This window comes from Pseudomonas sp. MPR-R2A5, from assembly GCF_058793055.1.
In genome coordinates, this window is sequence record NZ_JBXAFK010000036.1 from 41,848 (window position 1) to 65,832 (window position 23,985).

General features: G+C 50.8%; 20 protein-coding genes and 1 pseudogene. 14 read left to right on the forward strand and 7 right to left on the reverse strand.

Annotation, left to right across the window (positions count from 1 at the left end):
- The first annotated feature begins 7 nt into the window (after positions 1 to 7).
- The 14 genes and pseudogenes from AC1Q6I_RS23480 (at position 8) to tnpC (ending at position 16,448) form a co-directional block, all read left to right on the forward strand.
- Entirely contained in the window at positions 8 to 2,218 is a 2,211-nt protein-coding gene (locus AC1Q6I_RS23480) for a bifunctional prephenate dehydrogenase/3-phosphoshikimate 1-carboxyvinyltransferase (protein WP_041160869.1), read from the forward strand.
- The gene (gene cmk / locus AC1Q6I_RS23485; protein ID WP_003172653.1) at positions 2,215 to 2,904 is read left to right on the forward strand and encodes a (d)CMP kinase; all 690 of its coding nucleotides are present in this window, start codon (positions 2,215 to 2,217) and stop codon (positions 2,902 to 2,904) included. The genes AC1Q6I_RS23480 and cmk overlap by 4 nt, the downstream gene beginning before the upstream one ends.
- 120 nt (positions 2,905 to 3,024) lie before the next feature.
- Complete coding sequence (gene rpsA, locus AC1Q6I_RS23490) at positions 3,025 to 4,710, forward strand: 30S ribosomal protein S1 (RefSeq protein WP_024074156.1); 1,686 nt, start codon at positions 3,025 to 3,027, stop codon at positions 4,708 to 4,710.
- 159 nt (positions 4,711 to 4,869) lie between these two features.
- Positions 4,870 to 5,154 (forward strand): hypothetical protein, encoded by a 285-nt coding sequence (locus AC1Q6I_RS23495; RefSeq protein ID WP_102624374.1) that lies wholly within the window; start codon positions 4,870 to 4,872, stop codon positions 5,152 to 5,154.
- Between the two features lie 132 nt (positions 5,155 to 5,286).
- Positions 5,287 to 5,583 (forward strand): integration host factor subunit beta, encoded by a 297-nt coding sequence (gene ihfB / locus AC1Q6I_RS23500; RefSeq protein ID WP_048382534.1) that lies wholly within the window; start codon positions 5,287 to 5,289, stop codon positions 5,581 to 5,583.
- Positions 5,576 to 5,836 carry a LapA family protein gene (locus tag AC1Q6I_RS23505; RefSeq protein WP_306661582.1) on the forward strand — a complete coding sequence of 87 codons (261 nt, stop codon included), beginning with the start codon at positions 5,576 to 5,578 and terminating at the stop codon, positions 5,834 to 5,836. The genes ihfB and AC1Q6I_RS23505 overlap by 8 nt, the downstream gene beginning before the upstream one ends.
- A gap of 376 nt (positions 5,837 to 6,212) precedes the next feature.
- Positions 6,213 to 7,247: a polysaccharide biosynthesis protein gene (locus AC1Q6I_RS23510; RefSeq protein WP_102624373.1), complete on the forward strand. Its 1,035-nt coding sequence runs from the start codon at positions 6,213 to 6,215 to the stop codon at positions 7,245 to 7,247.
- Between the two features lie 3 nt (positions 7,248 to 7,250).
- On the forward strand, positions 7,251 to 8,369 hold the full coding sequence (wbjC, locus tag AC1Q6I_RS23515) for a UDP-2-acetamido-2,6-beta-L-arabino-hexul-4-ose reductase (RefSeq protein ID WP_102624372.1): 1,119 nt from the start codon (positions 7,251 to 7,253) through the stop codon (positions 8,367 to 8,369).
- A gap of 71 nt (positions 8,370 to 8,440) precedes the next feature.
- Positions 8,441 to 9,571, forward strand: a complete 1,131-nt coding sequence (gene wecB / locus AC1Q6I_RS23520; RefSeq protein WP_102624371.1) for a non-hydrolyzing UDP-N-acetylglucosamine 2-epimerase — start codon at positions 8,441 to 8,443, stop codon at positions 9,569 to 9,571.
- Entirely contained in the window at positions 9,572 to 10,837 is a 1,266-nt protein-coding gene (locus AC1Q6I_RS23525) for a glycosyltransferase family 4 protein (RefSeq protein WP_223840706.1), read from the forward strand.
- 255 nt (positions 10,838 to 11,092) lie between these two features.
- Positions 11,093 to 12,109 (forward strand): MraY family glycosyltransferase, encoded by a 1,017-nt coding sequence (locus tag AC1Q6I_RS23530; RefSeq protein WP_102624370.1) that lies wholly within the window; start codon positions 11,093 to 11,095, stop codon positions 12,107 to 12,109.
- A 93-nt stretch (positions 12,110 to 12,202) separates the two neighbouring features.
- Positions 12,203 to 14,224 (forward strand): polysaccharide biosynthesis protein, encoded by a 2,022-nt coding sequence (locus AC1Q6I_RS23535; RefSeq protein WP_102624369.1) that lies wholly within the window; start codon positions 12,203 to 12,205, stop codon positions 14,222 to 14,224.
- A 313-nt stretch (positions 14,225 to 14,537) separates the two neighbouring features.
- Positions 14,538 to 14,897 carry an IS66 family insertion sequence element accessory protein TnpB gene (gene tnpB, locus AC1Q6I_RS23540; RefSeq protein WP_256581261.1) on the forward strand — a complete coding sequence of 120 codons (360 nt, stop codon included), beginning with the start codon at positions 14,538 to 14,540 and terminating at the stop codon, positions 14,895 to 14,897.
- 18 nt (positions 14,898 to 14,915) lie between these two features.
- Positions 14,916 to 16,448, forward strand: a pseudogene (gene tnpC, locus AC1Q6I_RS23545) (IS66 family transposase).
- 150 nt (positions 16,449 to 16,598) lie between these two features.
- On the opposite strand, the gene AC1Q6I_RS23550 reads toward tnpC, so the two are convergent.
- The 7 genes from AC1Q6I_RS23550 to AC1Q6I_RS23580 all read right to left on the reverse strand — a co-directional run bounded on the left by AC1Q6I_RS23550 (position 16,599) and on the right by AC1Q6I_RS23580 (position 23,736).
- Positions 16,599 to 17,972 (reverse strand): hypothetical protein, encoded by a 1,374-nt coding sequence (locus tag AC1Q6I_RS23550; RefSeq protein WP_102624368.1) that lies wholly within the window; start codon positions 17,970 to 17,972, stop codon positions 16,599 to 16,601.
- A 74-nt stretch (positions 17,973 to 18,046) separates the two neighbouring features.
- Complete coding sequence (locus AC1Q6I_RS23555) at positions 18,047 to 19,060, reverse strand: glycosyltransferase family A protein (protein ID WP_102624367.1); 1,014 nt, start codon at positions 19,058 to 19,060, stop codon at positions 18,047 to 18,049.
- Complete coding sequence (locus AC1Q6I_RS23560) at positions 19,057 to 19,941, reverse strand: hypothetical protein (protein ID WP_146015764.1); 885 nt, start codon at positions 19,939 to 19,941, stop codon at positions 19,057 to 19,059. Before AC1Q6I_RS23560 ends, AC1Q6I_RS23555 begins: the two co-directional genes overlap by 4 nt.
- Before the next feature lie 47 nt (positions 19,942 to 19,988).
- A complete protein-coding gene (locus AC1Q6I_RS23565) occupies positions 19,989 to 21,743 on the reverse strand; it encodes an ABC transporter ATP-binding protein (RefSeq protein ID WP_207238110.1) in 1,755 nt (584 codons plus the stop codon).
- A gap of 4 nt (positions 21,744 to 21,747) precedes the next feature.
- Positions 21,748 to 22,872 carry a DegT/DnrJ/EryC1/StrS family aminotransferase gene (locus tag AC1Q6I_RS23570; RefSeq protein WP_102624364.1) on the reverse strand — a complete coding sequence of 375 codons (1,125 nt, stop codon included), beginning with the start codon at positions 22,870 to 22,872 and terminating at the stop codon, positions 21,748 to 21,750.
- On the reverse strand, positions 22,869 to 23,333 hold the full coding sequence (locus AC1Q6I_RS23575) for an acyltransferase (RefSeq protein WP_102624363.1): 465 nt from the start codon (positions 23,331 to 23,333) through the stop codon (positions 22,869 to 22,871). Before AC1Q6I_RS23575 ends, AC1Q6I_RS23570 begins: the two co-directional genes overlap by 4 nt.
- The gene (locus AC1Q6I_RS23580; protein WP_102624387.1) at positions 23,326 to 23,736 is read right to left on the reverse strand and encodes a sugar 3,4-ketoisomerase; all 411 of its coding nucleotides are present in this window, start codon (positions 23,734 to 23,736) and stop codon (positions 23,326 to 23,328) included. The genes AC1Q6I_RS23575 and AC1Q6I_RS23580 overlap by 8 nt, the downstream gene beginning before the upstream one ends.
- Positions 23,737 to 23,985 lie beyond the last annotated feature (249 nt).

Below are 23,985 nucleotides of genomic sequence, written 5' to 3' on the forward strand. Positions count from 1 at the left end.
TGTGCCTATGATCGGTCGCCTGGTGGTGGTCGGCCTGGGTTTGATCGGTGGTTCCTTCGCCAAGGGCCTGCGTGAAAGTGGATTGTGTGGCGAAGTGGTGGGTGTGGACCTCGACCCGCAATCGCGCAAGCTGGCGGTAGAACTGGGCGTCGTGGATCGCTGCGAGGCGGACCTGGCGCTCGCGTGCCAGGGCGCGGACGTGATCCAGCTCGCCGTGCCGATCCTGGCCATGGAAAAACTGCTGGCGCTGTTGGCCGGCATGGACCTGGGCCAGGCGATCCTGACGGACGTCGGCAGTGCCAAGGGCAATGTGGTGCGTGCAGCGCAACAGGCCTTTGGCGGCATGCCGTCGCGTTTTGTACCGGGCCATCCGATTGCCGGTTCCGAGCAGAGCGGGGTGGAAGCCTCCAATGCGCAGCTGTTCCGCCGCCATAAAGTGATCCTGACGCCGCTGGAGCAAACCGACCCGGCCGCGCTGGCCGTGGTGGATCGTCTCTGGCGTGAGTTGGGGGCGGATGTGGAGCATATGCAGGTCGAGCGCCACGACGAAGTGCTGGCGGCGACCAGTCACCTGCCTCATCTGCTGGCGTTTGGCTTGGTGGATTCGCTGGCCAAGCGCAACGAGAACCTGGAAATTTTCCGCTACGCCGCGGGTGGCTTCCGCGATTTTACGCGGATTGCCGGCAGCGACCCGGTGATGTGGCACGACATCTTTCTCGCCAATCGTGAAGCGGTGTTGCGCACCTTGGACACCTTTCGCAGTGACCTCGACGCCTTGCGCGACGCGGTGGATGCCGGGGATGGCCATCAATTATTGGGCGTGTTCACCCGTGCGCGGGTGGCACGTGAACATTTCAGCAAGATCCTGGCGCGCCGGGCCTATATGGAAACCGCAGTGAACGCCGATGACCTGACTTTCATCGCCAACCCGGGTGGCCGCTTGAGCGGGCGCATCCGGGTGCCGGGTGACAAGTCGATCTCCCATCGTTCGATCATGCTCGGTTCGTTGGCCGAGGGCGTGACGGAAGTCGAGGGGTTCCTTGAGGGCGAGGATGCCTTGGCGACTTTGCAGGCGTTTCGCGACATGGGCGTGGTGATTGAAGGGCCGCACCATGGGCGCGTGACTATCCATGGTGTGGGGCTGCATGGCTTGAAGCCGGCGCCAGGGCCGATCTATCTCGGCAATTCCGGCACTTCGATGCGACTGCTGTCCGGCTTGCTGGCGGCGCAGCGCTTCGACAGCGTCCTGACCGGCGATGCTTCGCTGTCCAAGCGCCCGATGAACCGCGTGGCCAAGCCGTTGCGGGACATGGGCGCGGTGATCGAGACCGGACCGGAAGGGCGTCCGCCGTTGACCATTCGCGGCGGGCAGACGCTGAAAGGCCTGGCCTATGCGATGCCGATGGCGAGTGCGCAGGTCAAATCCTGCCTGTTGCTTGCCGGGCTGTATGCCGAAGGTAAGACGTCGGTGACCGAGCCAGCGCCGACCCGTGACCATACCGAACGGATGCTGCGCGGCTTTGGATATCCGGTGGTGGTGGAGGGCGCGACGGCGTCGGTGGAATCAGGCCATGGGCTGACCGCTGCCCACATCGAGGTGCCGGGGGATATTTCGTCTTCGGCGTTTTTCCTGGTGGCGGCGTCGATTGCCGAGGGTTCCGAGTTGTTGCTGGAGCATGTGGGCATCAATCCGACGCGTACCGGTGTGATCGATATCCTGCGGCTGATGGGCGCAGATATCAGCCTCGAAAATCAGCGGGAAGTGGGCGGTGAGCCGGTGGCCGACCTACGGGTTCGTGCTGCTGTACTCAAGGGTATCGAGATTCCCGAGGCGCTGGTGCCCTTGGCGATCGACGAGTTTCCCGTGCTGTTTGTCGCCGCGGCTTGCGCCACTGGGCGAACCGTCTTGCGCGGTGCCGAGGAGCTGCGGGTCAAGGAGTCTGACCGCATCCAGGTCATGGCCGATGGTCTGCTGGCGCTGGGCGTGAAGTGTGAACCCACCCCTGATGGGATTATCATTGAGGGTGGCCCGATGGGGGGTGGTGAAGTCCATGCCCACGGCGATCATCGGATTGCCATGGCGTTCAGCGTGGCGTCCCTGCGGGCGACGGCGCCGATTCGTATCCGTGACTGCGCCAATGTAGCTACATCTTTTCCGAACTTTCTTACACTGTGTGCCCAAGTCGGCATCCGTGTTGCCCAAGAGGCTCAATTGTGAATATCAAAGCACCGGTGATTACCATCGACGGGCCAAGCGGCTCGGGCAAAGGCACGATCGCCGGCATCCTGGCCAAGCGCCTCGGCTGGTGCCTGCTGGACTCCGGCGCGCTGTACCGCCTGCTGGCATTTGCCGCACGCAACCATGGCGTCGACCTGACCAACGAAGAATCCCTGAAACTGCTGGCGGCGCATCTCGATGTGCAGTTCGTCGGCGCGACGGAAGGTCATCCGCAGCGCATCATCCTGGAAGGCGATGATGTGACCGATGACCTGCGTAATGAACAAGTCGGTTCCTGGGCTTCCCAGGTCGCCGCGCTGCCGGCCGTACGCGATGCACTGCTGCAGCGCCAGCGGGCATTCCAGGAGCCACCGGGCCTGGTGGCAGACGGTCGCGACATGGGGACCGTGGTGTTTCCTGAGGCACCGCTGAAGATTTTCCTGACCGCCAGTGCCGAGGAACGTGCTCGCCGCCGCTACTTGCAGTTGAAGGGCAAAGTCGATGGTGTTAGTCTGTCGAGTCTGCTAGATGAGATCCGTGCACGCGATGAGCGTGATACCCAGCGCGCAGTAGCCCCGCTCAAACCGGCGGCTGATGCCATACAGCTGGATTCCACGGAGTTGTCCATCGAGCAGGTGCTGGAACGCATCTTGAGTGAAATCGCCATTCGCGATATCGCCGGGTGATCAAGAAGGCCGCAGGGGACCAGTCATAGTCCTGCGGTGGCTTCTTTTAACTGAAACTGACCCACACCGTCTGGGGTGTGGAGATGGGCGTATTCTTCGCCCTTATCAACAGGAATTAAAATGAGCGAAAGCTTTGCGGAACTCTTTGAAGAAAGCCTAAAAACCCTGAACCTTCAGGCAGGCTCCATCATCACCGGTGTTATCGTTGATATCGATTACCAAGCTCGCTGGGTAACCGTTCACGCTGGTCTGAAGTCTGAAGCTCTGATCCCGCTGGAACAGTTCTACAACGATGCTGGTGATCTGACAATCAATGTCGGTGACGAAGTTCACGTTGCTCTGGACTCGGTTGAAGACGGTTTCGGTGAAACCAAGCTGTCCCGTGAAAAAGCCAAGCGCGCTGAATGCTGGATTGTTCTCGAAGCAGCCTTCGCAGCTGAAGAAGTGGTCAAGGGCGTTATCAACGGTAAGGTTAAAGGCGGCTTCACAGTCGACGTTAACGGCATCCGTGCGTTCCTGCCAGGTTCTTTGGTCGACGTTCGTCCAGTGCGCGACACCACGCACCTGGAAGGCAAAGAACTCGAATTCAAAGTCATCAAGCTCGACCAGAAGCGCAACAACGTTGTCGTTTCCCGTCGCAGCGTGCTGGAAGCAGAGAACTCCGCCGAGCGTGAAGCTCTGCTGGAATCCCTGCAGGAAGGCCAACAAGTCAAAGGTATCGTCAAAAACCTCACCGACTACGGCGCATTCGTCGACCTCGGCGGCGTGGATGGCCTGCTGCACATTACCGACATGGCTTGGAAGCGTATCAAGCATCCTTCCGAAATCGTCAACGTTGGCGACGAGATCGATGTCAAGGTTCTGAAATACGATCGCGAGCGCAACCGTGTTTCCCTGGGCCTGAAGCAACTGGGTGAAGACCCATGGGTTGCTATCAAAGCCCGTTACCCAGAAAGCACTCGCGTCACCGCGCGTGTAACCAACCTGACCGACTACGGCTGCTTCGCAGAGCTGGAAGAAGGCGTGGAAGGCCTGGTACACGTTTCCGAAATGGACTGGACCAACAAGAACATCCACCCTTCGAAAGTCGTACAAGTCGGCGACGAAGTGGAAGTTATGGTTCTGGACATCGACGAAGAGCGTCGTCGTATCTCCCTGGGCATCAAGCAGTGCAAATCTAACCCATGGGAAGATTTCTCTGGCCAGTTCAACAAGGGCGATAAAATCTCCGGCACCATCAAGTCGATCACCGATTTCGGTATCTTCATTGGTCTGGACGGCGGCATCGACGGCCTGGTTCACCTGTCCGACATCTCCTGGAACGAAGTGGGCGAAGAAGCTGTTCGTCGCTTCAAGAAGGGCGACGAGCTGGACACCGTTATCCTGTCGGTTGACCCAGAGCGCGAGCGCATCTCCCTGGGTATCAAGCAGCTGGAAAGCGATCCGTTCTCCGAGTACGTTCAAGAGAACGACAAAGGCGCAATCGTTAAAGGCATCGTGAAAGAAGTTGACGCTAAAGGCGCCATCATCACTCTCGCCAACGATATCGAAGCGACTCTGAAAGCCTCCGAAATCAGCCGTGACCGCGTTGAAGACGCGCGCAACGTTCTGAAAGAAGGCCAGGAAGTAGAAGCCAAGATCATCAGCGTTGATCGTAAGAGCCGCGTGATCCAGCTCTCCATCAAGTCGAAAGACGAAGTGGAAGAGAAAGAAGCTATCCAGAGCCTGAAAGCTGCTCCGGAAGCTGAAAAAGGCGAGACCACCATGGCCTCCCTGCTGCGCGAAGCAATGGCTAAGCAGAACTAAGTTCTGTAACGCTATAAAAAGGGGCGACTTCGGTCGCCCCTTTTTTTGCCTGAAATTTGTTGAATCAACCATCTAGAACCAAGACGTGTTGGCGGCGGTCTGAAGTGACTATAGTCTTCAGAAAGCGATCCTCGTGTTGCTGACTCAATAAGGATTTGGATGAACAGGCTTATCGTCATATGTGCAGTGGTAATGCTCGCAGGCTGCTCTGCCACCAGCGCCAAGACCCACGCTAAGCGCGGTGTCAGCGGTATCGAGGTCGACTGCTCGGGCCTTGGCAACAACTGGGATAAGTGCGAGAAGCGCGCCGCCCGTGAGTGCAAGATGCAGGGCTACAAGGTGATCACCAGATCCAGTGACGCCAAGGATGAGGGGGGGGACTATCTGTTCGGCTGGAACCCGGCAGGGGCGGTGACTCGGAGGATGTTGGTGATCTGCAATTGAGGGCGCAACGGGTGTCTTGCTGCTGTTTATCCATCCTGGAGATAAGTTGATACATGGGCTGTTCAAATTCATCAAGTCATGCTAAAACCTTCGAAGCGCTTTTCCTAGCTGCTTGAAAAAGAAGGGAAAAATATGACGAAGTCGGAGTTGATCGAACGAATTGTCACCCATCAAGGGCTACTCTCATCCAAGGATGTGGAGCTGGCTATCAAGACTATGCTTGAACAGATGTCGCAGTGCCTAGCTACCGGCGATCGGATTGAGATCCGTGGGTTTGGGAGCTTTTCGCTGCATTATCGTGCGCCTCGTGTAGGTCGTAACCCGAAAACCGGCCAGTCCGTCAGCCTGGATGGGAAGTTTGTGCCTCATTTCAAGCCGGGGAAGGAATTGCGGGATCGGGTGAATGAGGATGAGGAAGAGGATGTCTGAGTCTATTTTGATCGGGGGAGCTATGCGTAGAGCCAAGCGCGCTTTTTTGATTTTGGTTGCTTTGTTTGTCGCTCTTTTTGTATTGATCTTTGTGCTGGAAAACCAGCAAGCCGCCTCACTGGTGTTTTTTGGCTGGCCTACAGCCGAGCTTCCAATTTCGGTTATTGTGACATTGGCACTAATTCTCGGAATGTTTGTTGGGCCTATGCTCGCGTTGTTGGTAGGCCGAAGGAACGCTCGCCAAAAGGGCTAAGCAGATTGGCGGCCCATAGCCTCATCTACAAAAAATTGATCGGCTGTTGCAGCCGTGTGTTCTGATCCTGCTAAGGCAGGTTCCATCCTGATGTGACAGTTAAAGCGCGCTCCAGCACGTTATTTATCTGCCTTCGCTTTTGACATTGAGAATGCAGAGCTTAAAATGGGCTCCATTTTAAAATTCCTCATCTTTAACTGCACACACACACACATCTGCTTTTCAGGCTGTAGGCAAGCAAACTCCGACGTTTTCCTTGAGTATCTTCACCGCTGGCATGCTCTGCGGGTTAGTAGACTGATGGAATGGCAGGTGTTGAGGTGTGATTGGCCGGCTAGAAGCTTGTTGTGCAGTGCGCGTTGCTTTAGGACTCATTATGTTTAGCGGAAAAACACTTCTTATCACCGGTGGCACTGGCTCATTTGGCAACGCAGTACTCAAACGTTTCCTCAGCAGCGATATCGCTGAAATCCGCATCTTCAGTCGAGATGAGAAGAAGCAGGATGATATGCGTAAGCGTTACGCTAGCGCCAAACTGAAATTTTATATCGGCGATGTGCGTGATTATCAAAGCGTACTTAACGCTACCCGCGGCGTGGATTACATTTTTCATGCGGCAGCACTCAAGCAGGTTCCCTCCTGCGAGTTTCACCCGATGGAAGCGGTTAAGACGAACGTTATCGGTACCGAAAATGTTCTTGAAGCTGCGATCCAGAACGCAGTCAAGCGTGTGGTGTGTTTGAGCACCGACAAGGCTGTCTATCCTATCAATGCCATGGGTATTTCCAAGGCAATGATGGAAAAAGTGATGGTGGCCAAATCCCGCAATGTGGATGACCAGAAAACCGTTATCTGTGGCACTCGCTATGGCAATGTTATGGCTTCGCGTGGGTCTGTGATCCCGCTCTTCATCGAGCAGATTCGTGCAGGGCAAGCGTTGACCCTGACTGATCCAAACATGAGTCGATTCATGATGACGCTCGCGGATGCTGTCGATCTGGTGTTGTATGCATTCGAGCACGGTCGCAACGGCGACCTGTTCGTGCAGAAGGCTCCAGCAGCAACGGTTGAGACCCTCGCCAAAGCGTTGACCGGCATGCTCGGCAAGCCAGAACATCCCATTCAAGTGATCGGCACGCGTCACGGCGAGAAACTCTTCGAGGCGCTGTTGAGTCGTGAGGAAATGGCTTGTGCCGAAGATAAGGGTGACTATTATCGAGTGCCACCCGATCTGCGCGACCTGAACTACTCCAAATTTGTGGAGCAAGGTGAGGAGAAAATTTCCCGTACGGAAGATTACAACTCTCACAATACCGAGCGTTTGGATGTGGCTGGTATGGAACGTCTCTTGCTCAAGCTTGAGTTCATGCAGGCGATTCAGCGTGGCGAACAAGCTACGCCCGAGGAGTGAGTGATGAAAGTATTGATCACTGGCGCCAATGGCTTTATCGGTAAGAATCTGATTGCGCACCTGAGGGAGCGCAAGGATATAGAGGTCGTCTCCTTCACTCGGGAAAACAGTATCGCCGAGCTGGCTGCGCGAGTGGTTGATTGTGATTTTGTGTTTCATTTGGCTGGGGTCAATCGGCCGCAATCACCAGAAGAATTCAAAGTTGGAAATACCGATCTGACGCTTGCACTTTGTCAAGCGATCAAGACTAGCGGTAGATCCATACCGGTGCTTTATACCTCGTCGACCCAGGCAGATCGTGATAACCCCTATGGTGTCAGCAAGTTGGCGGCCGAGCAGGCACTGAATGACCTTCGGTCGAGCCATGGTTCCAGGGTAGAGGTTTTGCGCTTACCTAATGTGTTTGGTAAGTGGGCGCGTCCTGATTACAACTCCGCCGTTGCCACTTTTTGCCACAACATCACCCGTGGCTTGCCCATTCAAGTCAATGACCGGGACGCCGTGATTAGCCTGGTCTATATCGACGATGTCGTCGATTGTTTCATTCGAGTCATGGATGCTGGCTCTTCCAGCGATTCGGTTGTGCAGGTGCAACCGGTATATAAAATCTCTGTGGGTGCGCTGGCGGACCAGTTACATGCATTCCGCGAGAGTCGTGACACGTTGATCAGTGAAGCCGTTGGCACAGGATTGGTACGTGCGCTCTATTCGACCTATGTCAGCTACCTGCCTGTCGAGCACTTCACCTATGAGGTGAAAAAACACGGCGATCCGCGTGGTGTTTTTGTTGAGATGCTGAAGACCAAGGACAGTGGCCAATTCTCCTATTTCACTGCTCATCCAGGTATTACCCGTGGCGGGCATTACCACCACAGCAAAACTGAAAAATTTCTGGTTATCAACGGCAAGGCTTGCTTCCGATTTCGCCATATCGTTTCTGGCGAGTTTTACGAGTTGCACACTGATGGGGAGCGCCCCCAGGTTGTGGAAACGGTGCCTGGTTGGACTCACGATATTACTAACGTCGGTGACGATGAGATGGTCGTCATGTTGTGGGCTAATGAGATCTTCGACCGCGATCGGCCAGATACTTTTGCAATGCCGGTTGGAACTCGAGCTTGATCTGCGGAAGGCATGAGGCCGTCATTTTGGTCGAAAATTCCGATGTTAATGATTCTGGAAAGAGTATTTAGATGAAAAAGCTGAAAGTTGTCACGGTTGTGGGCACTCGTCCGGAAATCATCCGCTTGTCGCGGGTGATGGCTAAGTTGGATGAACATTGTGAACACATCCTGGTGCACACCGGGCAGAATTATGATTATGAATTAAACGAGATTTTTTTCCAGGATCTCGGTATTCGCAAGCCAGACCACTTTCTCAATGCGGCGGGCTCCAGCGGTGCGCAGACTATCGGCAACGTGATCATTGCTGTAGACCAGATACTGGAAGAAACGAAGCCAGAGGCCTTATTGGTGCTCGGTGACACCAATAGTTGTATGGCGGTCATTCCGGCGAAACGTCGTAAGATTCCAACTTTTCATATGGAAGCCGGCAATCGCTGTTTCGATATGCGCGTTCCAGAAGAAATCAATCGGCGCATCGTTGACCACACAGCAGATATTAATCTGACCTATAGCAGTATTGCGCGCGATTACTTGTTACGCGAAGGTCTGTCGCCGGATATGGTGATTAAAACTGGCAGCCCGATGTATGAGGTGCTCAACTATTACCGTGAAGGTATTGAGGCTTCGGATGTTTTGGAGCGATTGGGGCTTGAGGCCGGAAAGTTTTTTGTCGTGAGTGCCCATCGTGAGGAAAATATCGATTCCGATAAGAACTTCCTCAAGTTGGTCGATGTGCTTAATACGGTTGCAGCGCATTATGATTTTCCAGTAATTGTGAGTACGCATCCGCGGACACAAAAACGTGTAGATGCCATGGGTGTGATTTTTCACAGAAATGTGCAACTGCTCAAGCCACTCGGCTTTAAGGATTACAACAAGCTGCAACTGACGTCCAAGGCTGCCCTCTCGGACAGCGGTACTATCAATGAAGAGTCTTCAATCCTCAACTTCCCCGCGCTGAACATGCGTGAAGCCCATGAGCGTCCAGAGGGGATGGAAGAGGCTGCTGTCATGATGGTTGGCCTGGAAACTGAGCGTGTTATGCAAGGTTTGCAATTGTTGGAAAGCCAAGCCAGTGGCCAGGAGCGCACGTTGCGCCTCGTCGCGGACTACAGCATGCCGAACGTTTCTGAGAAGGTCGCGAGGATCATCCACAGCTATCGCGACTACGTCATGCGTACTGTATGGAAGCAATACTGATTGGATAGGCTCACTCAGGAACGCCCGCTCAAGGTTTTAGTGGTCACCCAGTATTTTTGGCCCGAAAACATGCGCATCAATAACATGGTTGAAGGTTTCGTCGCCAAAGGCCATGAGGTCACGGTACTCACGGGGCAACCCAACTATCCGGAAGGGCAGGTCTATAGCGATTACCTGCGTGATCCCGCGCAGTTCTCTCGCTATAAGGGGGCACGCATTATTCGGGTTCCGATGTTAGCGCGGGGCAGTCATAGCATTACGCTCGCCTTGAATTACCTGTCTTTTTTTACCAGTGCTTCAACCTTTGGCTGCTACAAGTTGCGGGGACAGTCGTTCGACTCAATCTTCGTTTATGGCGTATCGCCTATTATGGCGGCTATCCCAGCATTGGTACTTGGACGTCTGAAAAATGCACCAGTATTTGTCTGGGTCTTGGATTTGTGGCCGGAAACCCTGAATGCGATAGGGGTAATCAAAAATCCAAAGTTGCTTGGTTTAGTCGGGAAAATGGTGTCTTGGATCTACAATCGCGCTGATTATCTGTTGTTACAGTCGCGGTCCTTTGACGAGGATGTCAGGAAGTATTGCACTCGTTCGATTTCACCCGATCGGTTGGTGTACTTCCCAAGCTGGGCCGAGGACGATTTTTCTGGCGATGTGCAGGCGGCTTCTGACTTGCTGAACCGTGATGAGTCAGTCTTCACGGTCCTTTTCGCAGGGAACATCGGTGAGGCCCAGGATTTCCCGGCCATTATGGCGGCAGCAAAAACGATCAAGACTGAATTACCTGTTCGCTGGGTGATCGTTGGAAATGGTCGGGCAAGTGAATGGTTGGCCAAACATGTAGCAGAGTACCGGTTGGACAATGTCCTACTGTTAGGACGGCATCCGTTGGAAAAAATGCCCGCACTTTTTGCGATGGCAGACGCGCTGTTGGTGTCATTGAAGACAAATGAAGTCTTCGAAAAAACCATTCCCGGCAAGGTTCAGGCGTACCTGGCGTCAGGGAAGCCCATTATTGCCATGATCGATGGCGAAGCTGCCCGGGTCGTTGTCGAATCGGCTGCAGGTATGGCTTGCTCGGCTGGCGATGCCGCTGGGCTGGCCGAGATCGTACGTGCCATGAGCGCATTGCCTGTGTCTGAGCGCGAGGCAATGGGAGAGTCTGGTAGACGTTACTACGTTGAGCACTTTTCAAAGGCGACGTTGTTTGAACGCCTCGAGGTGCTTTTAAGGAAAGGTACCTTGAGGCGAAATGACAAATGATGAACAAAATACTGTTGAGGTACGTGGTCGAGCTTGCAGGCTCAACGGCTACGGGATTTGGTGTGCCGACTTGCTCAATGCTGGCGTCTGAATAACTGCTAGAGCGCTGAGCTCCGGCATTTCCGCACATAGCAAAGCGACAATTTGCTGTAATAGATAGCCAGACAGTCTTTTAAAAAATTATCGGCTTGATGGGGACTGCGATGAATTCGGAGCCTTTCTTGTCCGTATTTTGTTTCAGGAACCTAATCTTACATGACCCCCTGGTTGGTATTCGCCGCGGCGCTAATAGCGTCGCTTTTGTTGACTTGGATACTACGCCGCTATGCCTTGGCACGTAGTCTAATGGACATTCCCAACGGACGCAGTTCCCACACAGTACCGACGCCGCGAGGTGGCGGCGTTGCTATCGTTCTGACGTATTTGGCATCGGTAGGCTTGATGGCATGCTCTGGATCGATCAGTTGGGAGGCTGCCTGGGCATTGCTGGGGAGCGGAGCACTGATTGCTGTGGTGGGTTTCCTTGATGATCATGGTCACATCGCAGCGCGTTGGCGTTTGCTGGCGCATTTTGTTGCGGCAGGCTGGGCGCTTTTATGCATGGGAGGCCTGCCCGTTATCAAATTGTTGGGGGTTGATCTGGACCTCGGCTGGCTCGGGTATTTGCTGGCCGCCATGTACTTGGTCTGGATGCTCAATTTGTATAATTTCATGGATGGGATTGATGGAATTGCTAGCGTCGAAGCTGTCTGTGCCTGTCTCGGAGTTTGTCTTGTTTACTGGCTGACCGGTAATGAAGCGATCATGTTGGGGCCGTTGCTGCTGGCCTTTTCTGTGCTCGGTTTCCTATACTGGAATTTCCCGCCAGCGCGCATTTTCATGGGGGATGCGGGCAGCGGATTTCTTGGCATTGTGATCGGCGTACTCTCATTGCAGGCCGCTTGGGTGGCGAGTGAGTTGCTTTGGGTCTGGCTCATTTTACTGGGTGTATTTATTGTTGATGCAACCTTTACCCTAGGGCGTCGCTTGCTGCGTGGGGACAAGGTATACGAGGCGCATCGCAGTCATGCTTATCAGTACGCATCACGCCAGGCAGGGCGGCATTTACCCGTAACGCTGGCGGTGACGGTGATCAACTTGTTCTGGCTGCTGCCCATCGGTATCTGTGTCGGATTAGGCTTGGATGGTGTCTTGGGGCTGCTTCTGGCTTATGTTCCGTTGATACTGCTGGCTATCAAGTTTCATGCAGGTGAGCTGGAAAAAACCGAATAATTTGTTGGCGGCATCGTTAGGGAATCACACGCGCCACAACATAGAACTGCCGTTTTTCTGGCGATACTCAGGACTGAGGTATAAAAAGGGTTTATGGATAGTCTACGCACCCGCCTCGTGGGCTTGCCACGCAGGCAAAAACGCATTTTGCAAGTCGTCACGGATATCGTGCTCGTCTGGGTGGCGCTATGGCTGGCGTTTGTCGTTCGTCTGGGATTTGATGATCTGAACAACCCGTTTGTCGTCCATTTGTGGCTGTTCCTCAGTGCGCCGGTTATCGCTATTCCGCTTTTTATCAACTTCGGTATGTACCGTGCTGTCATGCGTTATTTTGGAAATGACGCACTAATCGCCATCATCAAGGCGGTTAGCCTGTCAGCCTTGTTGTTAGCATTGGTCGTATACCTTTATAGCAATCATCAGACCGTTGTCCCTCGTTCGATTGTATTCAACTATTGGTGGCTGAGCATGGTCATCATAGGCGGCCTGCGCCTGGGGATGCGTCAGTACTTCCTTGGAGACTGGTTTGCTGCGGCTCAACACGTTCCTTTTACAAACCGCGATGACGGCCTGACCAAGGTAGTTATTTACGGCGCTGGGGCGGCCGGTAATCAACTGGTGGCCGCTTTACGCATAGGCAAACTGATGCGACCTGTTGCCTTTATTGATGACGATAATAGTATTGCCGATCGCGTGATTTCCGGACTGCAGGTTTATAAGCCGAAGCATATCCAACGAATGATCAACGAGACGGGGGCGGAGGAGCTGTTGCTTGCAATTCCTTCGTCTACAAGGGCGCGCCGCCGGGAAATACTGGCGTACCTTGAGAGCTATCCGCTACACGTGCGAAGCGTCCCAGGGTTCATGGACTTGGCGAGTGGTCGAGTTAAGGTCGATGATATTCAGGAAGTAGATATTGCCGACTTGTTGGGCCGGGATCCCGTGCCGGCTCAGGATGAGTTGTTGGAACAATGCATAAAGCAGCGTGTGGTTATGGTAACGGGGGCGGGTGGCTCTATTGGCTCGGAACTCTGCCGGCAGATATTGACGCTAGGGCCGACGACTTTGCTGCTGTTTGATCATGGTGAATACAACTTGTACTGCATCCTGTCCGAGCTTGAGAAACGCATTGATTCTGAGGCTCTGGACGTAAAGCTGTTACCTATTCTCGGCTCGGTGCGACATCAGGATAGGCTACTCGAAATAATGAAGGTCTGGTCCGTTGATACGGTCTACCACGCAGCTGCCTATAAGCATGTGCCCATGGTGGAACATAATATTGCCGAGGGCATTCTTAATAATGTAATAGGGACACTTAATACAGCTCAAGCTGCCTTGCAGGCAGGCGTCGAAAATTTCGTGCTTATCTCAACCGACAAGGCTGTGCGGCCGACAAATATAATGGGCAGCACCAAGCGTCTTGCAGAACTCGTGTTGCAAGCGTTGAGCCGGGAGCTGGCGCCGGTTCTGTTTGGTGATACATCGAAAATTTCTCGCGTCAATAAAACACGTTTCACCATGGTTCGCTTTGGCAATGTACTAGGCTCGTCGGGCTCGGTTATCCCTTTGTTCCACAAGCAGATCCAAGCGGGAGGGCCGTTAACCGTTACTCACCCCAAGATCACGCGTTATTTCATGACAATACCTGAGGCTGCTCAGTTGGTAATTCAGGCGGGTTCTTTAGGTCTTGGCGGAGATGTGTTCGTGCTCGACATGGGCGAGCCTGTGAAGATCGTGGAGCTTGCTGAAAAGATGGTTCATCTGTCGGGCTTGAGTGTTCGCTCGGATAAGAATCCACACGGAGATATCCTGATCAATTTCAGTGGGTTACGCCCGGGTGAAAAACTTTATGAGGAGTTGTTGATAGGCGACAACGTCGTAGCCACGAGCCATCCGATGATTATGCGAGCGAGCGAGGAGTTTCTAACCTGGGATGTTCTCAAAGTAAGGTTGCAAGCTCTGTTGGCTGGCGTTGAGGAGAATGATTACATCCTCGTCAGGCAGATCTTGAAAAGCACCGTAAGCGGCTACAGCCCGGAAGGCGAGATTGTCGACTGGATGTACACTCAGCGGCACTGTGATGCCGAGTTGTCGGTTCGATCTCCATCAGCTTGATTACTAGCGAGCATATCAGCCTAAGGCTATGACAGTGGGCTGTAATCACTACTTGGGATGGGGCTGAAGTCCCCATGCTTCCATGCTTAGTCTACTTGTACGTGAACACCCCACTCTCAATGTGCTAGTCCGCAGCACACGCCAGTTTTTCCCGACAGAGCAACGTTTCCTATAGTTTCCCCTCGGAGGTTATGTCTCGCTTCAACCTCATATCCCGTTTGGTCAAAAGTAAGCGCTCCATAAACCCCACATTCAAAGTCATCACCTGATCCCCGATGCTGTGCTTCCGATTCCTTTCCGGAGCCAGCGCCTCATGATGCGTCCCGACGCAAAAGTCGAAAAAGTCTATCTCTACCCCAAGCCCGTCGACTTCCGAAAATCCATCGATGGCCTCGCCGCTTTGGTCGAACTGGATATTAAGGTCGCGGTGTTTGACCCGGTGCTTTTCGTGTTCCTCAACAAGCCTCGAAACCGAGTGAAGATTTTGTATTGGGAGCGCAACGGCTTTTGCCTTTGGCTAAAGCGACTGGAGTCTGAGCGCTTCAAAACATCGCCGGATTGTTCGGATGAAGCCATCGTGCTGACGGTTCAAGAACTCAACTGGTTATTGGACGGTTTTGATTTGTGGCGCAACCGTCCGCATCAAGTTTTGACGCCTCTATTCGTCGCCTGATTCGGTATAATCCAGGGCATGATTTCCATGCCCAAAGACCTTCCTAACGACCCTGTTTTGCTCAAGCAACTGCTTGAGCAAATGCTGAGTGAGCGCGAGTCGGATAAGGGCAAGATCGTTCATCTTGAAGAAGAAAACGCGCTGTTGCGTCAGCGACTTTTCGGGCGCAAGTCAGAGCAGACAGCCGATCCCACGACCCCGCAAATGGCCTTGTTCAACGAAGCTGAAAGCGTGGCCGAGCCTGTCGACGAAACGGTTGAAGAAGAGGTCGTAGCTCCAACCACGCGACGGGGCAAACGCAAGCCTCTGCCCGCCGATCTTCCGCGTATCGAAGTCATTCACGAACTGCCCGATCACGAGCTGACCTGCGTCTGCGGTTGCCGTAAATACAGCATTGGCGAGGAAATCAGCGAGCAGCTCGAGATCGTGCCGATGCAAATCCGCGTGATCAAACATGTGCGCAAGGTCTAGGCCTGCCGTGGCTGTGAAACCGCGCTGGTTACTGCTGACAAACCGGATCAACTGATTGAAAAGAGCATGGCCAGCCCCAGCGTTTTGGCGATGTTGCTGACGACCAAATACGTCGATGGCCTGCCACTGCATCGCTTCGAAAAAGTACTCGGTCGCCACGGCGTCGATATTCCACGACAAACCTTGGCGCGCTGGGTTATCCAGTGCGGCGAACACCTGCAACCCTTGCTCAACTTGATGCGGGATCGGCTGCTGGAAAGTCGTGTGATCCACTGCGACGAAACGCGTGTCCAGGTGATGAAAGAGCCAGCTCGAGAGCCAACCAGCCAATCCTGGATGTGGGTGCAAACCGGCGGGCCGCCGAATCAGCCTGTGATCCTTTTTGACTACTCGACCAGCCGGGCGCAGGAGGTTCCGTCGCGCCTGCTCGAAGGTTATCGCGGCTACCTGATGACCGACGATTACGCCGGTTATAACGCCTTGGGCGCGCAATCTGGTGTCGAACGTTTAGGCTGTTGGGCACATGCGCGACGCAAGTTTGTCGAGGCGCAAAAGGTGCAGCCTAAAGGCAAAACCGGGCGTGCCGATATCGCCCTGAATCTGATCAACAAGCTGTACGGTATCGAGCGAGATTTAAAAGAAGTCGGCGATGAACAGCGCCACGAAAGCCGACAGCAAAACAGCCTGCCGGTGTTGGCGCAGTTGCAAACATGGCTGGAGAAAACCCAGCCACAAGTGACAGCGCAAAATGCACTGGGCAAAGCCATCAGCTACCTGGCCAGCAACTGGATGAAGTTGGTGCGCTACACCGAAGCCGGTTACTTGCCGATCGACAACAATGCGGCCGAGCGGGCCATCCGGCCCTTCGTTATCGGGCGCAAGAATTGGCTGTTCAGCGACACGCCCAAAGGCGCGACGGCCAGCGCTCAACTTTACAGCCTGGTCGAGACGGCCAAAGCCAACGGCCAAGAGCCCTATGCGTGGCTGCGCCACGCACTTGAGCGCCTGCCACAAGCCTCGAGCGTAGAAGACTTCGAGGCCTTGCTGCCATGGAACTGCACGCCGCAAATTCCAAGATAGCCATAGATCCCCACCTTTAAAATGTGGGGTTCATGGAGCGCTTACGGTCAAAATCATATATTGACAAAATAGAATCCTCTAGAAAACGGTGGAATGGCAGACGCGGCTTTGTCCGTACGAGGACAAGCACGCGTAATAGTCAGCACATCACTAAGTATTTTTACCTTCAGCGTAACCACTGACGCGAGCTTTTTTGGACAGAATAAAAAGCAGCGTCAGAATCCAGAAAGAGCTCATTGATTCAAGAAAACCGAAGATCTGATTGTTTGCCGGAATATACAAAAAGAGAATGCCGAACAAGGGAAGTAGCATTTTGGCATAAAAGTTATCCTGTAGAACGGCCGAAAGATACACGTATGAGAAGTAAGCACCCAGTATCAGCATGATGACGGCTACTCCCCAGAAGCCAACGTCATTGGCTATATAGGTGTAAAAAGAGTGCCAATAAACAAATTCATCCCATTTTTCAGTAATTTTATGTGGGAAAGTTTTATCTCTTACATCAATTCCTAAGTGCTGCGCGAAAGTTTTTTGCAAAAATACCGAGTGCCCAATGCCATACGAAGACTGGAAGTCTTCATCGAGCGAAATTGACATTCCATAGTAGCCTTGAACCATATAGCTGGTTAGTTTTTCATAAATATCCATAATGTTGGATTTTTCAGCGCCTGGATCTTCGCTTTTAAAAGCAATTCCTTTTTGCTTTAAGTAATTAATGGACTGAGGTTTGCTGTTCTCGATGATAACTTGATAAGGTGAGTGCGCAGATTTTACGCTATAGAACTGCCAGAAAGAAAATAGCAACATAAATGCTAAAAACGCTAAAAAGAACTTCCGTTGTTTAATTGTGGAAATGACTCCTTGGGATTTGTTTGATGCAACTAATACACCTAGGCAGGTTGTGATAATAAAAACATAAGAAAAGTTTATCACGCTCAAGCTGGCAATGACTCCAGTCAGTAACGGAATAGTCAGGACAAGCATTCCCGCAATTTTTTGAGTGTTACTCAACGCGTGCCAATAGAATACAAGGCCTGGCAATAGCATGTACTTGAACGGCCCGGTAAATAAAGTTATCGCTGTGATGTACGGGTTCCTTACAAAACCAATCGTGGATGCTTCTGACGCATAGAATGCTCTGGCCTCCCAAGGTAATACCAGCCCTCTATAGAGGTTAGAAAAAAAATTATCTGGGATGTATGAATTGGAGAGTGTAGTGTTTCTATGTAGTATTATGTTTGTGGCAAAGGCCAAGAATAGTATAAGCCAGAAGTGTCTTAGGAATATGTTATCGTCTGTTGATGTATATTTGAGGGTAGGCTCCAGTCCTTGTTTTTTTGTAAAAAACGAGCTTTGCAGCATGTACCCGGTAATGAAAAAAACATGGTATAAAAAAATGAAGCCGAGGAATTCGGCCTGATTTTCTAGTGGCCAATAAATAGGTCCAAAAAAGAACAGCCACAACCCGAATAATAAATAGGCTTCGACTAGTAGTAGCGGTGCATAGATCTTTGCTGTACTCATTCTTAAAATCCTTAAAGATTGTGTTGCTCTGCCTTGTAGTCAATTACCGGCATATATATCTGGCCTTTGCAGTTTTATTGTGTGATTGTATGGTTCTGCATACTTTCCAAAAAAACAGCTGCTCTGTTTGCAATAAGGTCGTAGTGTGCTTGATGTATGGGCGTCGAGGAGGGTGATTCTGAGCAAGCCTTGATGATTGGGAGTAAATTCACAGCTACTTTAAATAGGTATAGATGATATCCAATATTTAGTAACTTTTTGAGGAGGGGGTTGTTGAGCTTGTAGCAATATATTCTGTTTTTAAGAATTAGTCTGTCCGGCCATCTTTTTTCATTAGATAACATGTAGTCAAATATTTTTAGTTTGTCCAGGTCGAAGTCGGACCCTCGAATAAGGTAGGTCGAGCCAGAGGTGCGTCTATAGTAAATATATATCTCTTTGGATTGTATGAAATTGGTATTTTCATAAGTGCTTGCGATTTTCACCATCATTGGAAAATCTTCAGTAACACTATAGCTGTTTATAAAATCAAATAATTTTTTGTCCTTCAGGAACTTTTTATTGCAGAATAGACTTGGCGTATTAATGCTGCTGATGCCTTTCAGGCGCTCTATAAGCTTTTTTCCTTTATAGATAACGTCCGTCGCCAAAATGTGGAAGATAGTGGAGCGTGACTCACCAATCTTTCCGTCAATTAACAGCAATGGCAAGCCTGAGAAGAAGTCGTTGTGTCTTAAACGTTCCGTCTCTTTAAAAATATTTATGCACGAGTACACATCGTCGCCGGCCGTTATTTTGAATAAATCGCCTTCAATCAGCGGCCATAGACGGGTGTAGTTAAAACATGTGCCTCGATTCGTACCATCGGCCAGAACTTTGATATTGGAAAATAAGGCTTTATATACTACGAGCCATTGATTTGCTAGTTCAATGGTTCGGTCTCGCGAGCCATCATCCGCGATGATCAGATTAAAATTGTACGCCGATCCGAAATTTTCGATCAGAAACCTTATACTTTCAAGGTGTTCAATTATGTACGATTCGTGATTGAACGTGATCACTGAAAAAGTGAAGTTTTCCTTGGTCATGCAATGTACCTTTTAAAGCGCTTAGACAGCTTTTTGACTAAAACTCTGTAGAGGAAGATGAAGGCGTCAAATCCAATCATCTTGAAGCCCAATAAGAAAAAATCCAGTTTCCACTTTAAGCTATATTTGCCATCTGAAAGTGACTCGCTGGCAACTCCCCTTTGCTCAAGATCTAGGGGGATATTATATTTTTTTATGACAGGGGTTATCACACTTGAAACCCACTTGCCCCTGCGTATCGCACCACCCAGTTTGTAGTTGTAGATAAACGTATTTTCCTTTTCTCCCTGGGCGCAATAAAATTGGTCGCTGCTATGATAGGTCCGCGCACTTCCAAAAAACTCCCAAGCCCATGGCGAATCCAGTTCTCCTGTAAATCTCAGGAGTTTTTGGGTCTTCCATATTGCAGGTGCTGAGTTCAATCGATAGTCGTTTCTTTGACCGATTAGTTCAAATCCGTCGTATTTTGGTTCTGGTGTGTTGATGCCCGGAATGTTATTAAAATAAAAAACGCTGATTTTAGTATTGTTTTTCATTTCTTGAATGCATAGGGCTAATTTTTCCTTATTGACCGGTGCTTCTAAGATAAAGTCGTCAAATAGCGAGACCACAAATTCGGTATCCACTAAGGATAATGATTTACGCAGCCTCCATCCCCAGGGCTTTTTACCCTCAGCCGGACTTAGGTTTAAGGTGACTATTTGTAGTCCTTCAAAGCTAAAACTTTTGTGCTCGGTATTCAGGATGATCTTGCAGTCGCAATCTGGCCACATATCCTTGAAAGCACTAAAAAAAGGTAGCCACACATCTTCATAACTGTCGCATGAGTTTATTATAATAGTGCAATCGTGTTTGCTTATGGGGTGAGTATTATCACTCATAAAATCTAAAGCCTATTGTTAATGAGCCGAGATTCTCACGGACTGTTTTACTGTGCTGCACATAGAGACTCATAGGAACCGCTCTTTATTATTACGCCATTCTCTATTTCGATCACTGTGTCACATCCCTTGAGGGTGTTGAGTCGATGAGCAATAACGATCAATGTTATATCTCCCAGCTCTTCTACTGCTCGCATTACATCGAGCTCGGTTTTGCTGTCAAGTGCACTGGTCGCTTCATCCAAGACAATAACCTTTGCTTCTTTATAAAAGGCTCTTGCAATTGCGATACGTTGACGCTGGCCGCCGGATAAAAAAACGCCTCTTTCTCCTACCGGCGTATCGTAGCCATTTGCCCACGACTCGATAACTTCCGCCATTTGAGCTTTTTCTGCAGCCCGTCGAACGCGATCAAATTCTATATCTTGATAAGGTATACCAAAGGCGATATTTTCAGCTACAGAGGCGTCGGATAGAAATATAAGTTGAGGTACATGTGCTATGTTAGCTTGCCAGTTTCGGCAATTGGTTGTTGTAATTTGTTCGTTGTCTACTAAGAAGGTACCTTCGGTTGGGGTTAGTAAGCCCATTAACATGTCAAGCAGTGTGCTTTTACCACTCCCTGTTGCTCCGATCAGTCCGACACGCCCCCCCTTAGGGATCTTGAGATTGATGTCCTTCAGAACCCACGGGCCATCTTCACTATAGCGGAAAGAAACAGCATTAAGTGACAGTGACTCATTGAAAGGTTGATGAGTTCGGGGAGTGTCTGTGGCGAACTGAATATCTGTTTCTGGAAGGAGGTCAAGTACATCCAATAAGGAATCATGGGCGCCTCTAATGCAGGCCCACGCGGCGTAGGATTGTTGTAATACTGGTAATAAGCGTTGAGCGGCAAGTGCCAATGCTCCCAGCATTGGGATAGAGGCTAACAAACCTCCTGGTTGCTGTGCGAGCCAGTAGGCGAAGACCGCAACCATCAACATACCAAACGATTCTATCGTATAGCGGGGCGCATTCGCGATAATTTGTATGTTGGCTTTGGCTCTGCGTAATTTTGAGTCGGCTGCATCGAAGTCTTTCCGATAAGTCAGCTGGGAAGAGTCGATGATGACGTCGCGAATTCCTTCAAGGCTTTCGTTCAGTAACTTTAGAAGTTTATCCGCGCTGGAGCTCACCTCAAGACTGTCTTTCCCCAGTTGCTTTTTTGTGGCGATAATCACTAAGAGGTAGACGCTGCCAAAACTGAAAAATGCTAAAAATGCAACAACTGGATCAATCGTCAGCACGATGATAAGTATCGCGAGCATCATGAAAACCGAGCTGGCAATCGTTAATGTGGGTATGAGAAATTCACGAACAACAGTGTCAACTTTGTTGAAAATAGCTGTAATGACCTCACTGCTATTTCGCGATAGGTGCATGCTGTACGGTTGATGTATGACTGCCTTGTATATACCACCAGCCAAATCACTACCCACGGCGGAGCTGAAGCGGTTCTGTGCCCACATCAAAATAAAACGACTGACCCCGGATAGAATCGCTGCAAACGCGAAAATGACGGTGAGGGGGAGCAGCAGTCCGTCAGCTTGGGTGATACCTAGCGCTGCGAGCATGCTGCTCGCCAGAGGTTGATCCATTATTTTTTCTGGATTGATCAGGACCGCTAGAAATGGAACTATCGCGCCAATGCTCAGAACTTCTGCAAAGGACGCAATTATCATAAGAACAAGGATGATAGATAGCTGTACCTTCCTCTTTAGTGCAAGACTTTTCCAGAGTCGTATTAATGATGCAGTCATTAGCTCACACTTTACACACAAAATTATTGACAGCTGAAATGACAGAATCAACTTCTGACGGTGTCATGACAGGGCTTATCGGTAGGCTCAATACTTGCTTATGTATCGCCTCGGTCAGAGGGTAACTACGTGATTCCCATTGCTGGTAGGCCTGTTGTTGGTGAGCTGGAACAGGGTAGTGAATGATCGTTTGAATTCCTTGGGCGAGCAGGTGCTGCTGCAACTCATCGCGTCGTTCGCATCGAATAACAAATACATGCCATACATGACTTTCAAGAGATTGCACTGGTGTGCCCGCCGCCAACGGCAGCGTTATGCCAGGGTTTTGGATGCCTTCCATGTATTTCTGGGCGACTTCTCTGCGAACATTGGTCTGCTCATCCAGATACTTGAGTTTTACGCTCAGCATAGCTGCTTGAATTTCATCGAGACGGCTATTTACGCCTTGATAGAGGTTTTTGTACTTTTCATGCGAGCCATAATTCCGCAGTGCTCTCACGGTATCAGCCAATTCATCATCGTCAGTTGTGATCGCGCCCGCATCACCCAAAGCTCCGAGATTTTTCCCAGGGTAAAAACTGAATCCGGATGCATCGCCCCAGCTCCCCGCGCAACGACCATTATGACGGGCGCCATGTGCTTGTGCTGAATCCTCCAATACAAGGAGGTTATTTCGTTTCGCCAAAGACGTTAAAGCTGCCATATCGCATAGCTGCCCATACAAGTGCACCGCCATGATTACCCGAGTCTTGGGTGTGATGGCTGCTTCAACAAGCAGGGGATTCAAATTATAGGTCGCTGCGTCCGGCTCCACTAACACGGGTGTCAACCGATTTTCAGTGATCGCAAGAATGCTCGCAATATAGGTGTTAGCGGGAACGATCACTTCATCCCCTTCCTTGATCTTACCGAGTTCCTTCCATGCGCGCAGTGTCAGGTTTAGAGCGTCGAGACCATTCGCGACACCAATGCAATGGCGGCTTTGCGTATAGGTGGAAAATTGTGTTTCAAAGTTAGAAAGTTCATCGCCGCCGATAAACCAGCCTGAATCAATGACTCGAGCGCAAGATTCAATTAACTCTTCACGCATCGCAGCATTGATTTTCTTCAAATCGAGAAAGCTAATCATTTTTCTACATACCTAATGATTGTTGCAGGGTTGCCAATAACTACAGCCCGGTCTGGAACGTTCTTTGTTACAACTGCCCCCGCCCCCACCATCGCGTATGAACCTACCGTAACACCGGGCAGCAGCGTTGCATTGGCGCCAATGCTGGCCCCTTTCATAATTGTTACGCCCATAAAGGCATCAGGATAAATTTTCGATCTCGGCATGGGGTCATTTGTGAACGTAGCATTGGGGCCGATAAAAGCGTCGTCCTCAATGCGGGTGCCGTCCCACAAAAACACACCTGATTTTATGGTGACATTGTTTCCAATCACAACATCACTCTCGATTAAGGTATGTGCGCAGATATTGCAGTTACTGCCTATGACGGCCCCTTCAAAAACAATACTGAATTGCCAAATTCGGGTGTCGGCTCCGATGTTTTCGCTTTTGACATCTGCCAGCGAGTGAATACTAGGCATTTTTCGCGGCCTCTATAAAATATTCATAGTTTCGGATATAATCCGACTCATCGTAGTGTTCGCTAGCCAGTACTAACAAAATACAGTCATCACTAAAGTCGTGCATTTCTCGCCAAATCATGCTTTCAATTAGTATCCCTTTGGTAGGGTTGTCCATCCAGCACTCTTCGCGCACTAATCCATTGTCAAGGACCATTCTTAGTTTTCCTATGACGCAAATAGCAACTTGCTTTAAGTTACGGTGCGCATGAAACCCTCGACTAACATTTTCGGCGGTATGGTAAATATAGTAGACACGCTTGATATCAAAAGGGATTGCCTTTTCCATGCCGATTTCGAGAGCGACCAATCCTCCCCTGTCATCACCTAAGCTAGGAAAATCAATCCAATTGATTAAGCTCATCTTCCTCATCCCACCATTTGCAATAAATTTGACTAAAAAATAAATAGAGTTGCATTTTCAGGTCTTTAACGGTTTTGTTCAAATAAATCTGAAATTTTTCAGATTACGCGAAATGGTCCCAACTTACACGAAAAGTTTAGCCTTTTGTCCGTATGGGCTTAGATTCGGTGCAGCTCCGCGATCTAGTGATCAGGCTCACGTGACGATGAACTGCCGGGAGCCTCCATCGGGTTGGTGCTTTCTATGAAT

Excerpts from the sequence above, each read along its gene's own strand:
- AC1Q6I_RS23480 (WP_041160869.1), top strand. The coding sequence starts at position 8 with ATGATCGGTCGCCTGGTGGTGGTCGGCCTGGGTTTGATCGGTGGTTCC.
- rpsA (WP_024074156.1), top strand. The coding sequence starts at position 3,025 with ATGAGCGAAAGCTTTGCGGAACTCTTTGAAGAAAGCCTAAAAACCCTG.
- AC1Q6I_RS23495 (WP_102624374.1), top strand. The coding sequence starts at position 4,870 with ATGAACAGGCTTATCGTCATATGTGCAGTGGTAATGCTCGCAGGCTGC.
- ihfB (WP_048382534.1), top strand. The coding sequence starts at position 5,287 with ATGACGAAGTCGGAGTTGATCGAACGAATTGTCACCCATCAAGGGCTA.
- AC1Q6I_RS23505 (WP_306661582.1), top strand. The coding sequence starts at position 5,576 with ATGTCTGAGTCTATTTTGATCGGGGGAGCTATGCGTAGAGCCAAGCGC.
- AC1Q6I_RS23510 (WP_102624373.1), top strand. The coding sequence starts at position 6,213 with ATGTTTAGCGGAAAAACACTTCTTATCACCGGTGGCACTGGCTCATTT.
- wbjC (WP_102624372.1), top strand. The coding sequence starts at position 7,251 with ATGAAAGTATTGATCACTGGCGCCAATGGCTTTATCGGTAAGAATCTG.
- wecB (WP_102624371.1), top strand. The coding sequence starts at position 8,441 with ATGAAAAAGCTGAAAGTTGTCACGGTTGTGGGCACTCGTCCGGAAATC.
- AC1Q6I_RS23530 (WP_102624370.1), top strand. The coding sequence starts at position 11,093 with ATGACCCCCTGGTTGGTATTCGCCGCGGCGCTAATAGCGTCGCTTTTG.
- AC1Q6I_RS23535 (WP_102624369.1), top strand. The coding sequence starts at position 12,203 with ATGGATAGTCTACGCACCCGCCTCGTGGGCTTGCCACGCAGGCAAAAA.
- tnpB (WP_256581261.1), top strand. The coding sequence starts at position 14,538 with ATGATGCGTCCCGACGCAAAAGTCGAAAAAGTCTATCTCTACCCCAAG.
- AC1Q6I_RS23550 (WP_102624368.1), bottom strand. The coding sequence starts at position 17,972 with ATGAGTACAGCAAAGATCTATGCACCGCTACTACTAGTCGAAGCCTAT.
- AC1Q6I_RS23555 (WP_102624367.1), bottom strand. The coding sequence starts at position 19,060 with ATGACCAAGGAAAACTTCACTTTTTCAGTGATCACGTTCAATCACGAA.
- AC1Q6I_RS23560 (WP_146015764.1), bottom strand. The coding sequence starts at position 19,941 with ATGAGTGATAATACTCACCCCATAAGCAAACACGATTGCACTATTATA.
- AC1Q6I_RS23565 (WP_207238110.1), bottom strand. The coding sequence starts at position 21,743 with ATGACTGCATCATTAATACGACTCTGGAAAAGTCTTGCACTAAAGAGG.
- AC1Q6I_RS23570 (WP_102624364.1), bottom strand. The coding sequence starts at position 22,872 with ATGATTAGCTTTCTCGATTTGAAGAAAATCAATGCTGCGATGCGTGAA.
- AC1Q6I_RS23575 (WP_102624363.1), bottom strand. The coding sequence starts at position 23,333 with ATGCCTAGTATTCACTCGCTGGCAGATGTCAAAAGCGAAAACATCGGA.
- AC1Q6I_RS23580 (WP_102624387.1), bottom strand. The coding sequence starts at position 23,736 with ATGAGCTTAATCAATTGGATTGATTTTCCTAGCTTAGGTGATGACAGG.